The organism is Bradyrhizobium sp. MI1.4 (assembly GCF_055811315.1).
The window spans coordinates 76,109-92,893 of record NZ_JBVVPP010000025.1 but is presented as its reverse complement, the minus strand read 5'-3'; the positions used below and the strand labels follow the sequence as shown (position 1 = coordinate 92,893).

The 16,785-nt window shown below is 64.0% G+C and carries 13 protein-coding genes; 6 read left to right on the top strand and 7 right to left on the bottom strand.

Features of this window, described 5'->3' with window-relative positions; all coding sequences use genetic code 11:
• Window positions 1-327: 327 nt before the first annotated feature.
• Window positions 328-1,464 (top strand): GNAT family N-acetyltransferase, encoded by a 1,137-nt coding sequence (locus AC0L23_RS24620; RefSeq protein ID WP_204510800.1) that lies wholly within the window; start codon window positions 328-330, stop codon window positions 1,462-1,464.
• A 30-nt stretch (window positions 1,465-1,494) separates the two neighbouring features.
• On the opposite strand, the gene AC0L23_RS24615 is transcribed toward AC0L23_RS24620, so the two are convergent.
• On the bottom strand, window positions 1,495-2,718 hold the full coding sequence (locus AC0L23_RS24615) for an FAD-dependent oxidoreductase (RefSeq protein WP_018458716.1): 1,224 nt from the start codon (window positions 2,716-2,718) through the stop codon (window positions 1,495-1,497).
• Window positions 2,719-3,151: 433 nt separating this feature from the next.
• Here AC0L23_RS24615 and AC0L23_RS24610 point away from each other — a divergent pair, with 433 nt between their 5' ends.
• The 3 genes from AC0L23_RS24610 to AC0L23_RS24600 all read left to right on the top strand — a co-directional run bounded on the left by AC0L23_RS24610 (window position 3,152) and on the right by AC0L23_RS24600 (window position 7,549).
• Window positions 3,152-4,498, top strand: a complete 1,347-nt coding sequence (locus AC0L23_RS24610) for a lipopolysaccharide biosynthesis protein (protein WP_446481964.1) — start codon at window positions 3,152-3,154, stop codon at window positions 4,496-4,498.
• 309 nt (window positions 4,499-4,807) lie between these two features.
• A complete protein-coding gene (locus AC0L23_RS24605; protein ID WP_456652374.1) occupies window positions 4,808-5,983 on the top strand; it encodes a glycosyltransferase family 4 protein in 1,176 nt (391 codons plus the stop codon).
• A gap of 30 nt (window positions 5,984-6,013) precedes the next feature.
• On the top strand, window positions 6,014-7,549 hold the full coding sequence (locus AC0L23_RS24600; RefSeq protein WP_473297385.1) for a glucosamine inositolphosphorylceramide transferase family protein: 1,536 nt from the start codon (window positions 6,014-6,016) through the stop codon (window positions 7,547-7,549).
• Here AC0L23_RS24600 and mdlC read toward each other — a convergent pair.
• From mdlC to AC0L23_RS24570, 6 genes are all read right to left on the bottom strand, one after another.
• Window positions 7,546-9,153: a benzoylformate decarboxylase gene (gene mdlC, locus AC0L23_RS24595; protein ID WP_473357474.1), complete on the bottom strand. Its 1,608-nt coding sequence runs from the start codon at window positions 9,151-9,153 to the stop codon at window positions 7,546-7,548. The two genes, AC0L23_RS24600 and mdlC, sit on opposite strands and share 4 nt — an antisense overlap.
• A 35-nt stretch (window positions 9,154-9,188) precedes the next feature.
• Complete coding sequence (locus AC0L23_RS24590) at window positions 9,189-10,637, bottom strand: aldehyde dehydrogenase (RefSeq protein ID WP_473357473.1); 1,449 nt, start codon at window positions 10,635-10,637, stop codon at window positions 9,189-9,191.
• A gap of 34 nt (window positions 10,638-10,671) precedes the next feature.
• The gene (locus AC0L23_RS24585; protein ID WP_456652377.1) at window positions 10,672-11,997 is read right to left on the bottom strand and encodes an MFS transporter; all 1,326 of its coding nucleotides are present in this window, start codon (window positions 11,995-11,997) and stop codon (window positions 10,672-10,674) included.
• A gap of 88 nt (window positions 11,998-12,085) precedes the next feature.
• Window positions 12,086-13,795 carry an FAD-dependent oxidoreductase gene (locus AC0L23_RS24580; protein ID WP_456652378.1) on the bottom strand — a complete coding sequence of 570 codons (1,710 nt, stop codon included), beginning with the start codon at window positions 13,793-13,795 and terminating at the stop codon, window positions 12,086-12,088.
• A gap of 46 nt (window positions 13,796-13,841) precedes the next feature.
• Window positions 13,842-14,309: a MarR family winged helix-turn-helix transcriptional regulator gene (locus tag AC0L23_RS24575; RefSeq protein ID WP_018458708.1), complete on the bottom strand. Its 468-nt coding sequence runs from the start codon at window positions 14,307-14,309 to the stop codon at window positions 13,842-13,844.
• A 43-nt stretch (window positions 14,310-14,352) separates the two neighbouring features.
• Window positions 14,353-15,276 carry a LysR family transcriptional regulator gene (locus AC0L23_RS24570; protein WP_018458707.1) on the bottom strand — a complete coding sequence of 308 codons (924 nt, stop codon included), beginning with the start codon at window positions 15,274-15,276 and terminating at the stop codon, window positions 14,353-14,355.
• A 108-nt stretch (window positions 15,277-15,384) separates the two neighbouring features.
• Here AC0L23_RS24570 and AC0L23_RS24565 point away from each other — a divergent pair, with 108 nt between their 5' ends.
• Both AC0L23_RS24565 and AC0L23_RS24560 read left to right on the top strand, forming a co-directional pair.
• The gene (locus tag AC0L23_RS24565; protein ID WP_018458706.1) at window positions 15,385-15,708 is read left to right on the top strand and encodes a Dabb family protein; all 324 of its coding nucleotides are present in this window, start codon (window positions 15,385-15,387) and stop codon (window positions 15,706-15,708) included.
• Window positions 15,705-16,784 (top strand): maleylacetate reductase, encoded by a 1,080-nt coding sequence (locus AC0L23_RS24560; protein ID WP_085395449.1) that lies wholly within the window; start codon window positions 15,705-15,707, stop codon window positions 16,782-16,784. The genes AC0L23_RS24565 and AC0L23_RS24560 overlap by 4 nt, the downstream gene beginning before the upstream one ends.
• Window position 16,785 lies beyond the last annotated feature (1 nt).

The window sequence follows — 16,785 nt, the reverse complement described above, 5'->3', positions numbered from 1 at the left end:
AACGCTGCCGCGTCCACCGCAAGCCCGGCTCGCGAACATGACGACCACAAGATCGCCCCTCAAGGATGAGCCGGGATCGACGACACATACGCTAAAACCGAATTTCGGTAAAGTGGAATATTTCTGACGAGGGGGGTTGACGCGGTCGTGGCTGTTTCGGCTGCGAGGCCGCTCGATGAGGAATTAGCGGTTTGGTAACCATACGCGCCTCGCTCGAAGGATTAATGCAAATCATACGCCGCCGGTGTCTCCCCCGTAACGACCCTGCTATAGAGCGTAGATCCGGCTCCATCAATCGTCCCGAGCCATCTGCTTTCTTGGTTGCGTATGAACAGACCTAGCAACACATTCGACATCGCCATCGAGCAGGGATTCGACTTCCTGTCGCCGGACTACGCGGAGCTGTTCGACAACTCGGCCGCCACCGCGTTCCAGCATCCGCTCTGGCTCGACACCCTCTACACCAGGCTCGCGTCTCATGTGGGCGCAACTCCTCTGGTTGTCGTGGTCCGCCACCGCGCGACGGGCGCCCTTGCGATGGTGTTGCCCTTGCTGCGGATCCGGCGCGGCCCGATACGGACCGTCGAATTCGCCGACCTCCGCGTTTCCGACTACCTCGCGCCCGTATGCAGCCCGCAGGTATTTTCCGAGCTGCTCAAGGACGAGAGTGCCTGCGCAGAAATCCGGTGCCTCGTCCGCCCGTTCGATCTGCTCCGGATGACCAAGCTGCCGGATGGACGGCTTCCGATCGAGAACCTGCTGGCTGCGCCCCGCCGCATAGCGATGGACACCAATGCCTATGCGACCGTTCTGGTCGCGCCGTTCGAGCAATGGCGCGCCAGTGCGCTGGACCGTTCCTACCAGAAGGAGCTCGCAAAGAAAGCCCGGCAGCTCCAGAAGAAGGGGGACTTGAGTTTTTCATGCTGCCGCGACAGTGCCGCTGTCTTGGAGGTGCTGGACGTGATGAAGAAATTTCGCGGGCCGCGCTTTCAGGCACACGGCGACGGAGATCTGCTCCAGCGCCCCGAATATTACGGCTTCTATTCCGACGTGGCGCAGCGCGGCCTCGGCTCCTTTGTCCGGCTCTATGCGATGAAGATGAACGGCGAGGTCATCGCAGCCGTGCTCGGACTCAGCCATCACGGCAGCTTCCTCGTGATCATGGGCGCCTTCGACATTGCCGGATACAAAAGCCAGTCCTTGGGCGCGCTGATGTTCGAGCAGGTGGCGAAGGATTGCATCGAGCGCGGAGATCAGATGCTCGATTTCACCATCGGCGACGAGCCCTACAAGAAGCAGTTCGGCGCTCAGCCTTCACCGATGTGGACGGTCACGCAGGCGGGCAGCACCACGGGCGCCATCTCCTTGTTCGCACTGAAACAGGCGCCTTGGCTCAAGCTGGCCGCCAAGCGGATGTCGGAGTTCAGGTTCCTGCCGACCCGGACCTCAACGCCGACGCGCTGACCGGTGCGAGGGGCCGACCGGGTGCCGCTCTCAGGCGCGTAGCGCGCTTCGAACCTGCGCGAGCCAGCCGGGCCGCATCTGATCGAGCCGGTGGGTGATACTGCGTCGCAGGAAGTGCAGCCGCCGCCGCACGTCCCAGCCAATATCGTTGCGGGACGTCAGGGCCTGCCGGAAGCGCGCCATCTTCAGTGACTGCTGGTCCGCCGCGACCTTGTCGGGATCGGAATAGAATTCAGAAATCTTCTCCCGGCCCATGCCCTCGGTCCCGAGCCAACGCGGCGCATATTCGGTGCAGAGGCGCTCGACGTCGACCAGCAGACGGGCGACGCCCGTGCCGGCGGCCGGACAATTCGTTTGGAACGCATCACCGATGAGCACGACTCCGGGCTGGAGATGTCCTTCCACGACGGACAGGTGCATCACCCAATTCTGCACCCGGTCGATCACGTGGAAATCGCCAAGGTAGGGCCGCAATCCCGGAAGCAAGCGCAAGACCGTCGCCTCCGGTTCACGGCGCAGCTCGCGCATGATCGGATCGGTCGGGTCTCGGAACATGAAGAGATTTGCCCGCATGCCGGCACGCACGGGAAACAGGCTGAGATAATCGATGCCGTCCGCTGTGCGCTCCCCATAACAGGTCAACGCCTCGAAATCGAACGGCGCGTGGTCGCGGCGGGCGATCGTGAAGCCGAACGAAACCGAATGGCGCTCGGCCAGCACGCGCCGCTTGATGCCGAGCTTGTAGCCGAGCACGCCCGCCATGCCCGTGGCCAGCACGACGAGGCGCGCAGTTATGCGCCCCCCTGACGCGAGCTCGACATGTTGGAGATCGTCGCGACAATTGACCGCAGTGACCTCATCGACAATGAGGCTGGACGGATCAGGCAGCTGGCTGCGCGCCATGGCGACGAGATCGGCATATGGAAGCCCGTAAGCCCGGCCGACGCTGACATCGACCACCTTGCCTTCCCTGATGTTGAGCACCTGATCATATCGACAGGCCACGTTGTCGAGCGCATCGAGGAAGCCCAGCTTGCGCAACATCTCCAGCTGACGGCCGCCTATTTTTTCGACCCGAAACTCGTCCGGATGGACCGCGCGCTTGTCGACGAGAGCGACACGATGCCCTGCCCGCGCGAGCACGGCCGCCGCGAGCGAGCCCGCAAGGCCGCCGCCGACGATCGCGATGTCGACGACGATCGCCGCGGTCGCAGATCCAGCGCTCGGCTCGGTCACGTTGCTATCCGCCGTCATGGTCCAGGCTCCCACGGTCAACGATGGTTGCCCGTGCAATTCTCTCGCCTGATGTCGCATCGTAGGACCAAACGCGATCATTTCTCGATATCTCGGTTAACGCAGCGGAGACCTGCCCGGCCCGATGAGATCCGGCACGCGCCTTGCTCGGGATGGCCATTCCCGCCGAGCCGGTCCGCATTCCAACGGCTCATCTCGCCTCATCGGCCGTCGATGCGGCGCTCTGCCGCCACGCGACCGGGCCGCACTTTGCTCTATCTGGGACAATGGGGTCAGCGATGTTCCATAGTGAAGCAACAGGCATGGCCGCGACGTCGCCGCGGCCGGCGGGATCATGGAGGCCGTCCATTAACACTCGCGGTTTTTCGGCATGCTAGGCTGTCGCAGGTAATCGGAAAATGTCTCTTCAGGGGAAGTTGCCCCTTAAATCTCCATGATCGAATCCATCGTCCAGTTCATGCGGCGCGACGTGACACGCGGTGTTGCCGGAACCATCCTTCTCAAGGTTGGTAGCGGCGCGCTTGCGTTCGCGTTGTTCTCGCTTGCGGCACGAACGATGTCGCCCAATGGGTTTGGCATCTTTGCGACCTGGCTTTCGGTCGCCCAGATGGCAGCGGTCGTCGGTCTGGTGGGCCAGGAATCGCTGCTGGTGCGATTTCTGAACGAGTATCGGGTGGGAAATCAGCCTGATCTCACCAAGGGCGTGCTGCTATCGAGCTTCAAGATTTCCTCCGTCGCGATGCTGATTGCGATCGGCGCAATCGCGATCGGCGCGAACATCAAAGGCGCCTCGTGGCTGCTGGTTGTCGCGGTGTCGGCCTACACAGCCGTGAATGCCGGACTGATGCTTGGCAGCCAGATCGCACGCTCGCTGGTCAGCATTCTCATGGGGGAAGGAAACAGGGAGTTCTTCTGGCGAGTCAGCGTGGTACTGTTTCTGCTCGCAATCATGTTCGGCCATCGGCAGCTTGATCCCGCCGAATTGATCGCCGTGATGACGATTGCCATGTCGGTCGGGCTGGTCGCACAGATCATCGCGATTGCGCGAGTTCTACCGGATTTCCGCGGCACGGCGGTGCGTTCCGAGCCGTCGCGCTGGAGATCGAGCGCGCTTCATTTCTGGGTCGCATCCATTCTCGAAGCCGCGAACCAATATTTCGACGTCATTCTGGTCTACTGGATGCTGGACCCGGCAACCGCCGGAATTTATTTTGCCGCTTCGCGCCTGGCCAACATCTTCGCCATGCTGTCGGCCGCATTGTACAGCTTTGGCGCACGTCGGCTCCCCTCGCTGTACTTCAGCAAGAACCATCAGGAATTCGAGCGAACGTTGCGGCTCATGGCGGAAGTGACCGCGGTGTGCGTGGTCAGCGGACTCCTCCTGATCTGGGTTGGAGGTCCCCATCTACTCAACTTGTTTGGGCCACATTTCGCTGCGCAGCACTGGGTCCTGATCGTGCTCGCGATCGGAACGGCGGTCCAGGCGGCGGGCGGTCCGTCTGCGGCGATATTGCAACTGACCGGCCATGAGCGCGAGTATGTCCCCGTGATTGCCGGGAACGTAGCGCTACGGCTGGTTGGATTTCTCGTCCTCATTCCCTGGCTCGGCGTTCTTGGCGCAGCGATCTCGGCCACTGTGTCGCTGGCGCTCGCGACCATCGTCCTCAACATCCTCTGTCGCCGACGAACCGGCGTCGATCCTTCGATTCTGGGGCTTCTGCGTTTCTCGGCATCGAAGCGCAGCGCCTACGCGGTCCGTGGCGCGGACTCCGGCGAATAGAGCGTCAGCATATGTCGCGCGTGTCCCGCATGAAGGAGAGCGCACCAGCAGCCGTCGGCGCACCGGTAGAATGTGCGTCGTTTTCGTATGCTTTAGTGGGCCCGCTCCAACCCAAATATCGATGGTTAATCGGCGGTTGCCCGCGTCCTCTGCACTTCGTCGGGAACCAGCGGAATTCCCTCACGAACGATGCCCTTGCGGCAGGGCGCATTAACTCCGTTTATTGCTAGTCGGTGTCCGCGCGATGCCCGCATGGTAGATACGGAGTTAAGAAGGTGAAAAATTCGCTTCTCTAATGGGTCGGGATCCGTGCTGCATTACCAGCCAAACAAGGCGTTGGGCGAGACGACTGCGACAGCACTCCCGTCGCCCAACGGTGGCGGACGCAAGCCGCACGTGCTGCTCGTACAGACCCAGGCTGAGAACGCCGGTGCGCAGGAGATCTCGCGCCTGCTTGGCGCCGGGCTGACCGCCCGCGGCTATCGCGTCACCAATCTTTTCTTCTTCCGCAAGTCGGATTCGTTCGATGAGCCGCCCCACACGGTCTATTGCGCGTCGAGCCGGCCGGGAAATCCGCTGGCGCTGCTGCAAATGCTGTGGACGCTCGGCCGCCATATCAGGGCCACCAGGCCTGACGCCGTTCTGACCTTTCAGCACTTCGGCAATGTCATCGGCGCCGGTGTGGCGCGCCTGATCTGCCGCGCACCTGTCATCGCCAATCAGGTTTCATCCGCGCTGTCGATGAGCTGGCCGGTCCGTACGGCCGACATCGTCATGGGCAGCCTCGGCTTCTTCGACCGCATCACGCTCAACTCGCTGGACATGCAGCGCGAGTATTCGCGCTACCCCAGGGCTTATCGCGCGCGCATGGTGCATGTCCCGCACGGCTTCGACGACAAGGCGCTCACCCTGTCGAAGCAAGCTGCGCGACAGAAGTTCAATCTCCCGCCGGATAGCCCCCTGCTCGGCTGCGCAGCAAGATTGCACCCGCACAAGCGGCTCGACGCGGCGATACGTCTGTTGCCGGATCAACCCTCCTGGCACCTCGCACTGGCCGGGCAGGGAGCCGACGAGGCCCGGCTGCGGCAGTTGGCGGATGACTTGAAAGTATCGGACAGGCTGCATCTGCTCGGCGAAATCACCCCACGCCAGATGGCGGAGTTTCTCGCCGCTCTCGACGTGTTCGTATTTCCGACGCAGGCGGAGACCTTCGGCCTCGCCGCTGTGGAGGCTGCAAACGCCGGCGTTCCCTCGGTCGTCACCGATCTTCCGGTCTTGCGCGAAGTGTTGTCCGTCGAAGGGAAGCCGACAGCGCTGTTCGTCGATGCCTCCGATCATACCAAGTTGTCGGCCGCCGTCTCCAGGCTCCTGACGGACCAAAAACTGAGCGACGAACTGCGGCAAAACGCCAAAGGCCTGAAGCTGCGCTATTCAGTGGACGCCATGGTGGAGGAATACGTTCGAATTCTCGGCCAGGTCATTTGATCGGGGCGCATGGAAACGGATCGGCTCGACATGACCATCGAGTTTCGCTGTGAAATTGAGAATGCGCGGCGGTGGATGGGCCGCGAGACGCTGTCGATCGACGGGCGGGATGTACCGGTCCAGATCGCGTGGACGGCAACGGCGGAGCCGCGGCCGGCGGGTCTCGACATGCTGTTCGAGCTCGAACGTTTGGTGTTGCACAAGGGCAAACACAGCGGCACCGAAAGGCTGAAGATCAGTCCGGCCCGGATGCAGGCTCGCGCCGGCACGGCAGACGTCATCGTCGATTTCACCGGTGGCGCGCGGGATCCGAACTGCTCCGCCCGGCAGTATCTCCGCCCGCTGTTCAATGGAGTGGCAGGCGAAAACGCAGCTCTTGCCGCCATTCTCGCCGGCGATCTGCCGGTGATCGAAATCGTCGACGAGGTCGACGGTGCAGTCCTCGATCGTGGCCATCCCTCCGCCGAAATCGCGGCCGGTCTGAGCGGGGGCCTGGAAACGGTCATGGCGCGAACCCTGACCATGGTGGCCGCCATCCTGTCGGGACGACCGCGCATCGTGCCGCAGCTGGCACGACCGGCCCGAGCGGACAACGGCCGCCCGCCAACGGCTTATGTCGCGCGCGGCCTCACCATATCGATCGCCAAGGAGATCTATCGCCTCTGCTGCTATGCCCCGCATTGGCATGTCGGATGGCGCATCAACAAGGGCGCAGGCGTCTGGCAGACCGGAGACCTGTCAGGGCCTCGCTGGAACGTCCTTGCCGATCCCGGAAACCACTTCTACGCCGATCCTTTCCCCATCACGTGGCAGGGAAGAACATTCGTCTTCTTTGAGGATCTCGATCACCGGATTGGAAAAGGAATCATTTCCGCGATCGAGTTCGACGATAAGGGCCCGGTCGGAGCGGTCGTGCCCGTATTGGACGAGCCCTGGCACCTCTCCTATCCGTTCCTGATCGAGGACGATGGCGCATTGTGGATGATCCCGGAGAGCTCGACCAATGGGGACGTCGCCATCTATAAATGCGTTCGGTTCCCGGACAAATGGGAGCGCCACGCGACGCTGCTTTCAGGACTTGAACTCGCCGATGTGACGATCACGCGGCACAACGGCCTGCACTATCTGTTCGGAGCCTGGCGCGATGGCACTGGCGGGTATTCGGATTCGTTGGCGATCTATCACGCCGAGCACCTCATGGGCCCGTGGTTGCCGCATGCCAGCAACCCGGTCCTGATCGACCGCGCGAGCACGCGGCCTGCGGGGAATTTCGTCACCATCAATGACAAATTGTGGCGCCCGGTCCAGGATTGTGCCGGCGGATATGGGGCAGCGCTCGCCCTGGCGGAAATCGTCGAACTGTCGCCGACGACGTTCAAGCAGATTATCCGCCACTCTCTGCGGCCAGGGCCAGCATGGCCCGGCAGGAAGTTGCATACCTTGAATCGCTGCGGACAACTCGAGGTGATCGACGGGTCGCGTGTCCAACCCAAGACCCGTGCCTTCGGAGGCAAATTTCCATCGGCTGTCTTGTCGCCGCGGACCAGCCCCTCTGCCGCCAGCTAGCGCGGATGGCTGAACAGGTCCGTCGTGGCGTCGTCGACGGCGATATCGACCAGCGCGGGACCGCTTGATGCCAACGCTTCGGTCAAGATGGCGTCGACGTCGCCGACATCGGTCATGCGCTGCCCCGGACAACCCATTCCCCTTGCGAGCGCCACGAAGTCGAGCCCGGGCAGGTCGATCCCGGGCGGGCGATGCGCCTGCATCAGCTGGCTGAAGGCGCGCATCGCGCCATAGCCTGAATTGTTCATGATCACGAAAGTGATCGGCAGGCGGCGTTGCACCGCGGTCCAGATTGCCTGGATGCAATACATCGCCGATCCGTCACCGATCAGGGCGACGATGCGGCGGCCCGGCCGCGCCAGCGCCACGCCGACCGAGGCCGGCAGGCTATAACCAAGTCCGCCGCTCGCCATCGTGTAGAAGCTGTCCGCGCCGGGCCGAGGCAGGAATTGCTGAATGGCGGGGCGATGCGACGGCGCCTCCTCGACCACGATCGCATCGCCCGGCATCAACGCCGAGAGCCGGGCGAGCGCATAGCCCGGCGGAATCGGATTTTGCGCGGCAGGAGCGGCAGGCCGCAACCGCGCGGCCGGCACCTCGCGCTCCGCGATGTCAGGCATCACCGACAGCAGCCCAGCCAGCGCCTTCGGGAGCGTGCTGATGATGGTGTCACCGACAGAAGCGGATGCGGCTTCCGTCGGATCATCCGTGATCTGCCAGACCGGCGTTTCATCGTCGAGCAATTCGCATTGTCCTTCGACATGGAAAGTAAACACCGGCGCGCCGACCACGACGATCAGATCGGCGCCGCGCAATGCGCGGGCGAGCCCTCCCGGTGCTGCCGGAAGGAAGCCGGCGAACAGCGGATGCAGTTCCGGAAAGCTCGAACGGCTCGACATCGGGCTGGCCCAAACGGCCGCCCTCGCCTGTTCGGCCACAGCGACCATCGCGTCGGCGCAGCCGTTGCGATCGATTTCCGGCCCGACAACGAAGATAGGTCTCTTGGCGGCTCTGATCGCCGCGCCGAGCCGAACGATCGCCGCGGAATCCGGCGCAAATTCCGTCGCGATATGGCGGACCGGCGGAGCGACTGCGGGCCGCGCCCAATCATCCGACGGCACTGACACGAATGTCGGACCGCGCGGATGCTGCATAGCAGTGAGGAAGGCCTGCGCAATCGCCGCCGGAACATCTTCGGCGCGGGCCGGTTCGGCGCTCCATTTCACATACGGCTTTGGAAACTGTGCGGCGTCCTCGGAGAAGAGATAGGGTCGCATCCGCAATAGGCTGCGCGCCTGCTGCCCGGCTGTCACGACCATCGGTGTCTTGTTGCGGAATGCGGTGAAGAGATTGCCGAGGGCATGACCGAGCCCAGCCGCCGAGTGCAGATTGACGAACGCCGCTCGTCCCGTGGCCTGCGCATAGCCGTCTGCCATGCCGACGGCGCAGGCTTCCTGCAATCCGAGCACGTAGTCGATGTCGTCGGGCCAGTCGCCAAGGAAGGCAAGCTCGGTCGAGCCGGGGTTGCCGAAAACGCGATCGACGCCAAAGGAGCGAAGCACACCGAGGGTCGCTTCCCGAACCGTGAGAACTTTCGAATTCATGAATAGCGTCCTGATGGGCTTCGCTTGTTGCGCGGTCAGAAGGGATAGTGCTGCGGCTGGGTCTCGATGGTGATCCAGCGCAGATCGGTGAACTCGGCGATCCCGGCCTGACCTCCGAAGCGGCCGTAGCCCGATCCCTTCATGCCGCCGAACGGCATCTGCGCCTCGTCATGCACGGTCGGGCCGTTGACGTGGCAGATGCCGCTTTCGATACGCTGCGCCACCGTCAGCGCACGCGCGACGTCGCGGCCGAACACGGCGGCCGAGAGGCCGTACTCGGTATCGTTGGCAAGCCGCACCGCGTCATCCACGCCACTTGCCCGGATCACCGAGACGACGGGACCAAAGCTCTCCTCGGTATAGATGCGCATGCCGGGCACCACGCGGTCGAGCACGGTGGCCGGGACGACCGTGCCAACCCGGTCGCCGCCCGCGAGCTTGACGGCGCCTTTGGCGATCGCGTCGTCGATCAGTGCAACGACATGCTTGGCCGGCGCTTCGTCGATCATCGAGCCGATGACGACCGGTCCGGAGCGCGGGTCGCCGGCCGGAAGCGCAGCTGTCTTCTTCGCGAGCTTGTCGACAAAGGACGCCGCTACCGCCTCGTCGACGATCACCCGCTCGGTCGACATGCAGACCTGGTCCTGATTGATGAAGGCGCCGAATGCGACCGCCGCGACGGCGGCATCGAGGTCGGCATCGTCGAGCACGACAAGAGGCGCCTTGCCGCCAAGCTCGAGCAGCACCGGTTTGAGGTGGCGCCCGGCGAGCTCGGCGATGACGCGCCCGACGCGGGTCGAGCCGGTGAAATTGATCCGCCGCACGGCCGGATTGGCGATCAGGCGCTCGACCAGAGCGGGCGCATCGGCCGGTGCGTTGGTCAGAACATTTACGACACCGGGCGGAAAGCCTGCGTCCTTGAAGACCTCGCCGATCAACCGGTGCGTCCCCGGGCATATCTCGGAGGCCTTGAGCACGACGGAATTGCCGCAGGCGAGCGCCGTCGCCACGGCGCGAACGCCGAGTATGATCGGCGCATTCCACGGGGCGATGCCGAGGCACACGCCGGCGGGCTGTCGAATGGACATCGCGAGGCATCCCGGCTTGTCCGACGGGATCACCTCGCCGGCGATCTGCGTGGTGAGCGACGCCGCTTCGCGCAGCATGCCGGTCGCGAGCTTGACGTTGAAGGCCGACCAGATCTCCGTCGTGCCGATCTCGGCCATCATGATCCGGACGAAGGCGTCGCGCTTGGCCTCAAGCGCATCTGCGGCCTTCAGCAACAGGGCTCGCCTCGCATTCGGGCCGAGCGCCGACCATGCGGCAAACGCGGCGGAGGCCGCCGCCACCGCGGCGTCGGCATCGGAAGCGGTCGCGGCGGCCGCGCGGCTTGCGACCTCCTGCGACAGCGGATTGCGCCGCTCGAACACCTTGCCGCTGGAAGCGGCCTGATCCTGCCCGTTGATGAGAAGACTGACGTCCATGAAAACCTCCCTGGGATTGATAATGGCGCTCGCTCTAGCCGAGCAGCCGCGATTTTCCGGTTTCACGCGCAAAGCCGAGCGCAATCATCGCCGCGAGCGCGAGCGCAACGTAGTATCCTGTGATCGCGTAGGTGGAGCCCGTCTGCGCAAACAGGCTGGTGGCGACCAGCGGCGCAATGCCGCCGCCGAGCACCGTCCCGAGCTGCTTTCCGATCGACACGCCGGTGAAGCGAATGCGGGTCGGAAACAATTCCGGAAAATAGCTTCCTTCGCTGCCGAACATCAGCGGATGGATCACCCCCGCGGCGAGGATCACCGCGCCCGTCACCAGCACCGTGTCGCGGCTCGCGACCACACCGTAGAATGCAAACATCGAGATGGCTGCAAGCACCACGCCGGCCAAGAACAGACGCTTTCGTCCGATACGGTCGGACCAGGCTCCGATGAGTGGCATAGCAACGAGCCCGACGAGATTGGCGAACAGCACGGCCTGCGTGATGACGTCTTTCTGGACGCCGAGCTGACGGGTCGCGAAGGAGATGGTGAAGATGGCTGTCAGATAGAAATAGGACGTCTGCGCCATCTCGGCGAAGAATACGATGAGGATCGGCCGCCAATGTTCCCGCAGCGCTTCGACCACAGGCGCTACTTCCGTCACCATCGCCTTTCGGAATATCGCGCTCTCCTCGATGCGCAGGCGCATATAGACGCCGAGCGCGACCAGAACCGCGCTGATCAGGAACGGCACGCGCCAGCCCCATGACAGCAGGTCCGCTTCCGGCAGCCGCGCGATCGTGAGCGCCGCAAACGAGGCGAGCACGACACCGACGGGTCCTGCGGCCTGGATCACCGCGGCCGAGAAGCCGCGCCGGTGTCCGGGCGCCGTCTCGATCGCCATAAGGATCGCCGCAGTCGATTCGCCGCCGAGCGCAAACCCCTGAACGAAGCGCAACGCCACGAGCGCGACGGTCGCAGCCACGCCTGCACTGGCGTAGGTCGGCAACAATCCGATCGACATGGTCGCAAGTCCCATCATGAGCAGCGTACACAGCAAGACGGACTTTCGGCCGAGACGGTCACCGAAATGGCCGAATACAAGCCCGCCGAGAGGACGCGCCAAAAATCCGACGGCAAACGTCGCGAACACCGCAATGGTCGCCGTGAGCTGGTCGAATTTCGGAAAGAACAGCTGATCGAACACCAGCGGCGCGATCAGGCCGTAGATGAAGAAGTCGTACCATTCGATCGCGGTGCCGATGGTGCCGGCAATCAGGATACGCCGGCGGCTGCTCGCCGTCTGCTCGGCCGCGGCGACGGTCGGAACATGATCGTCGTAGTCCTCCAATGCTCTTATCGTCACGGTTTCCTCCTCCGGTGTCATTTGTCGTTTTGTCGTTTTGTTGTTATTGGCCGCGCAGCCGCTGGTCGGATGCGACGGCAAGAGTCGATCAGCTGGCCAGCCGTGCGCCGTCGCTCGCGTCGTGTCCGAGTGCTCGGGCAAGGACGCGCCCGATCGTACCAGCCTGTGATGCGCTGCCACGCCAGGCCACGATCTGGTCGGGGCGTATCAAAGCCAGATCCGCCTCGTAGAGATCGCGCAGCGATTTCGGCAGCGTGACGAGTTTCACATCGACCCCGATCGCCCGGATGGTCTCGGCGAATGACGAATGCGCGGACATGACTTCGCCAAACTGGAGCAGCGTCCACTCGAACCCGAACAGGTCGTACAGGGAGACGCCGTCTTCCAGCCACGCATGCGGGGCGCGGCCGCCGGGACAGGCGCTCGGAACGTAGACGTTCGCGGCATCGGGCGGCGGCTGGCTGCCGTCGGAGACGATGATCGGCGAGGCGTCGTAGCGCCCGCCGAAGGTGACACCGGGAATGTTGAATTCGGCGCGGGCGTGCTGTTCGAGATAGACGCCCGCGATCCGCCGCGCCTCGTCGCCGGCATCGGTGGCGTCCTCGATCTCAGGCGCGGGAGCGAACAGACCGAGCGAGTCGGCAAAGCGACGCGCATAATCGGTGTTGCGAAGCGCCACCGGACGCCGCTCCACCTCGTAGCTGTCGAGCAGCTCCGCCGGGCTCACACCTTTGATGACGCTTGCGAGCTTCCAGCCGAGATTGACCGCATCCTCGATCGCGGTGTTGTAGCCAAGCCCGCCGGTCGGCGTGAACAGATGCGCCGCGTCGCCGCCGAGGAAGACCCTGCCCCGCTGCATTCCGTTCGCGACCAGCGCGTGGCCGGCGGTCCAGGTCAGGAACGACAGCACTTCGCAGTCGATCGGCGCGCCGCAAGCGCGCTGGAACGCTGCTTTGGCTTCGTCGATCGTGATCGCATTTTCGTTCTCATCGGGCCGAAGCTGCGTGTGAAACGCAAACTCGTCGCGCCCATTCACCGATGCCATGAAGGCGCGGCGGTCGCCGTTGAAGCAATTGTACATCCACGCCTTGGCATGCGGGATGCTCGCGTAGAAGCCAGGCGAACGGAGATAGACCGCCAGCATGCGGCCGCCCATGAAATCGCGCTGCGTTCCGGTTTCGCCGCCGTAGACGATCCCGAGCGATTGCCGGACCATCGAGCGCGGCCCGTCGGCTCCGACCAGGAAGTCGGCCCGGACCTGAAAGCGGCTGTTGTCATCGAGACATTCGATCTCGGCGATAACGCCGTCATCGCTCTCGACGTAGCTGATCAGACGATGACCGTAGCTGAGCCGTATTCCGGGAAGCCGTTCGGCGTGGCGGCGCAGCACCGCCTCGACGTATTTTTGCGAGACCCGATGCGGCAGCTCGGCGGCGCTCCAGGAGCCCGACATGCCCTTGACGAGCTCGCCCGCGCGTGACGATGACGGCAACTTAAATCGGGCCAGCTCGTAACCGGTGTAGCGCGTGAAATACGCAACGTCGGTCGGGTAATCCGCAGGCAGACCTTGGCGTCGGATCTCGTCGGCAAAACCCAGCCGCCGATAGTGCTCCATCGAGCGCGCTTGCGTCGCATTGGCTTGCGGATTGAATGCTGTGCCCGGCTTTTCATCGACCAGGATCGCGGACACGCCGCGCCGGCCGAGCTCGTTGGCGAGCATCAGGCCGCAGGGCCCCCCACCCACGATGAGCACCGAGGCCGTCAGACATGTTTCCAAGGCGCTTCTCCCAACCAGCATTATTCCGCATGGTAAGGTCGCCTGACGATATCGTCAAGTAGCCTGACTACTTGGCGTCATCGAGCGTATCGAACGTCGCGCCATAGACCGCCAGTCCCTTCAGGATCGCATCCATCGTGGCCTTGCCGAGTTCGGCGCGCATCTCCTGCTCGGCGACGTCGACCGCGTCGCGGAACGCATCGAGCCATTTGCGCCCGGCCGGCGTGAACATGACGATGCGCGCGCGGCGATCGGTCGGATCGGCGATCCGATCGACCAAGCCGAGCTCGGCGCATTGATCGACCAGCTCGCCCATCGCCTGCTTGCTCATGGAGGCGCGGCGGGCGAGCTCCGTCAGTCTGGTCCCCTCCACGTCGAGATTACGTGTGAGGCCGACATGCGCGATCCTCGTTTCGCCATGCCCCTTCTCGCTCATCAGTTCGAGCACACGACCTTCGAAGCGCCGCACCGCGTTGTTGAGCAGCCGACCGATGTTGGCATGCCGCCATGCGGTGCCGGATGTCCTGGCTTTCAATGGATGTGCCTTCTACAAAGCCGCCTGAATTCGAAAATGTCGCTCACTTCGCCGCGTCGATCCAGATCCCCGGCTGCGAATGCTCGCGGATGTGGGTGACCAGGAAGTCGGAAAAGACCCTGATCTTGGCAGGCAGTCCGGCACGGTTCTGGTAGGCGATGTTCATCGTGAGCAGCGGCAGCTCCCAGTCCATCAGAACGGGGACGAGGCGGCCCGCAGCGATATCGCTTTGCACGATATAGAGCGGCTGGATGAGGATGCCGAGCCCCGCCAGCGCGGCGCCGCGGATGACCTGGCCGTCATTGCTGTCGAGCGTCGACGTGATGCGAACAGTCTGCGCGCCATTGCCCTTGCGCAGGCGCAGCGAATAGGGATCGTTGGCGAGATTGTAGATCAGCATGTTGTGGCGCGCGAGATCGGCGGGCTGCTCCGGCTCGCCGCAGCTTGCGAGGTAGGACGGCGCAGCAGCGAGCACCCGCCGCATCTGGCCGATGCGGCGGACGATGATGTTGGAATCCGGCTCCTGCTCGCGCGTCCTGATCGCCACGTCGATGCCGGCCTCGATGAAATCGGAGTACCGGTTGGCGGTGGTGATCTGCATGTTGAGCTTCGGATAGCGCGCGCGGAAGGCTGGCAGCATCGGCGCCAGATAGATCACCGCAAAGGACAGCGAGCTCGTGACCCGCAGCATGCCTTGCGGCGACAGCGCCCGATCGCTGACGATGTCCTCGGCCTCCGCCAACTCGCTCAAAACCCGGCTCGAGCGCTCCAGCAGCTCCTGCCCCGCCTCAGTCAACCACAGCCGACGGGTGTTGCGCTCGATCAGCCGGACTGCAAGGCGCTCCTCGAGAGCGCTGAGATGGCGGCTCGCGGCAGCATTCGACATGCGTAGGGCTTCGGCAGCTTTGGACATGCTGCCGAGCTCGGCCGTCTTGGCGAATACTTCCAACTGGAGCAGGCGGTCCATTTTTTCGCAAACAGGAAAAGAGACTTACGATTATTGAGCTTTATTTCCGTATCCCGCAAGTCAAAATGGCCTAAACACAAGCAAGATAGCAGGCGAGGAAACAGGGAAATGTCGGGCCCGATCAGGCACATCGTGATGTGGCGGCTGCGCGGCGAGACGCCGGCGGAGCGTTCTGCCGCCCGGGTCAAGGTCAAGACCCTGTTCGAGGGGCTGCGCGGCCGGATCGACGGCCTCACCCATATCGAAGTCGGTCTCGATGTCAGCGATGTCGACTACGCCTGCGACGTCGTTCTGTTCTCCGAATTCACCGACCACGCTGCGCTCGCGGCCTATGCCACCCACCCGGAACATCTGCGCGTGCGCGAGGCGCTGGGCGACTTGCGGATCGGACGCTTCCAGGTCGATTATCCCATCAAAGAGACCGGCGCATGATCGGTACGTTCACCTTTGAAAACCTGCCCTGCCGCGTCGTGTTCGGCAGCGGAACTTTGGCCTCGGCCAAGGCCGAGGTCGAGCGGCTCGGTGGCAAGCGCGCCCTGGTGCTGACGACGCCGCAGCAGGAGGCGCAAGGCAAAAGTTTGGGCGCGGCGCTCGGCCCGCTCTACGCCGGCATCTTTCCGGGCGCGACCATGCACACGCCGGTCGAGGTCACGGAGCGGGCGCTCGCGGCGATGAAGGCGTGCGAGGCCGACTGCGTCATTTCCCTCGGTGGCGGATCCACGACGGGCCTCAGCAAGGCGCTCGCCTTGCGTACAGGCGTCAACCAGCTCTGCATTCCCACCACCTATGCCGGCTCGGAGATGACGCCGATCGTTGGCCAGACCGAGAACGGGTTGAAGACCACGGTCCGCGACGCCGCCATCCTGCCGGAAACGGTGATCTACGATGTCGATTTGACCCTGACGCTGCCGGCGAGCCTGGCCGCGACATCGGGCATCAATGCGATCGCGCATGCGGCCGAAGCGCTCTACGCGCGCGACACCAATCCTGTCACGTCGCTGACGGCAGAAGAGGGCATTCGCGCGTTGGCATGTGCCCTGCCCGCCATCGCCGCCAAGGGCGACGATCGCGAGGCTCGCAGCGAGGCGCTCTATGGCGCCTGGCTGTGCGGCGTCTGCCTTGGTACCGTCGGCATGGCGCTGCATCACAAGCTCTGCCACACGCTCGGCGGCACCTTCGACCTGCCGCATGCCGAGACCCACACCATCGTGCTGCCGCACGCGCTGGCCTATAACGCGCCGGCCGTGCCCGATGCGATGGCGCGGATCTCACGCGCAATCGGCGCCGCCGATGCACCGCAAGGACTTTTCGAGCTCGCGAAGCGGCTGGGTGCGAAGGTCGCATTGCGCGACATCGGCATGCCCGAAGGCGGCATCGACAAGGCTGCGGATCTCGCCGTCACCAACGCCTACTGGAACCCGCGCCCGCTTGATCGCAACGCCATTCGCGACCTGATCGCGCGCGCCTGGGCCGGCGAGCCGCCCGGCGCCATCAAAACGGCAGTTTGAT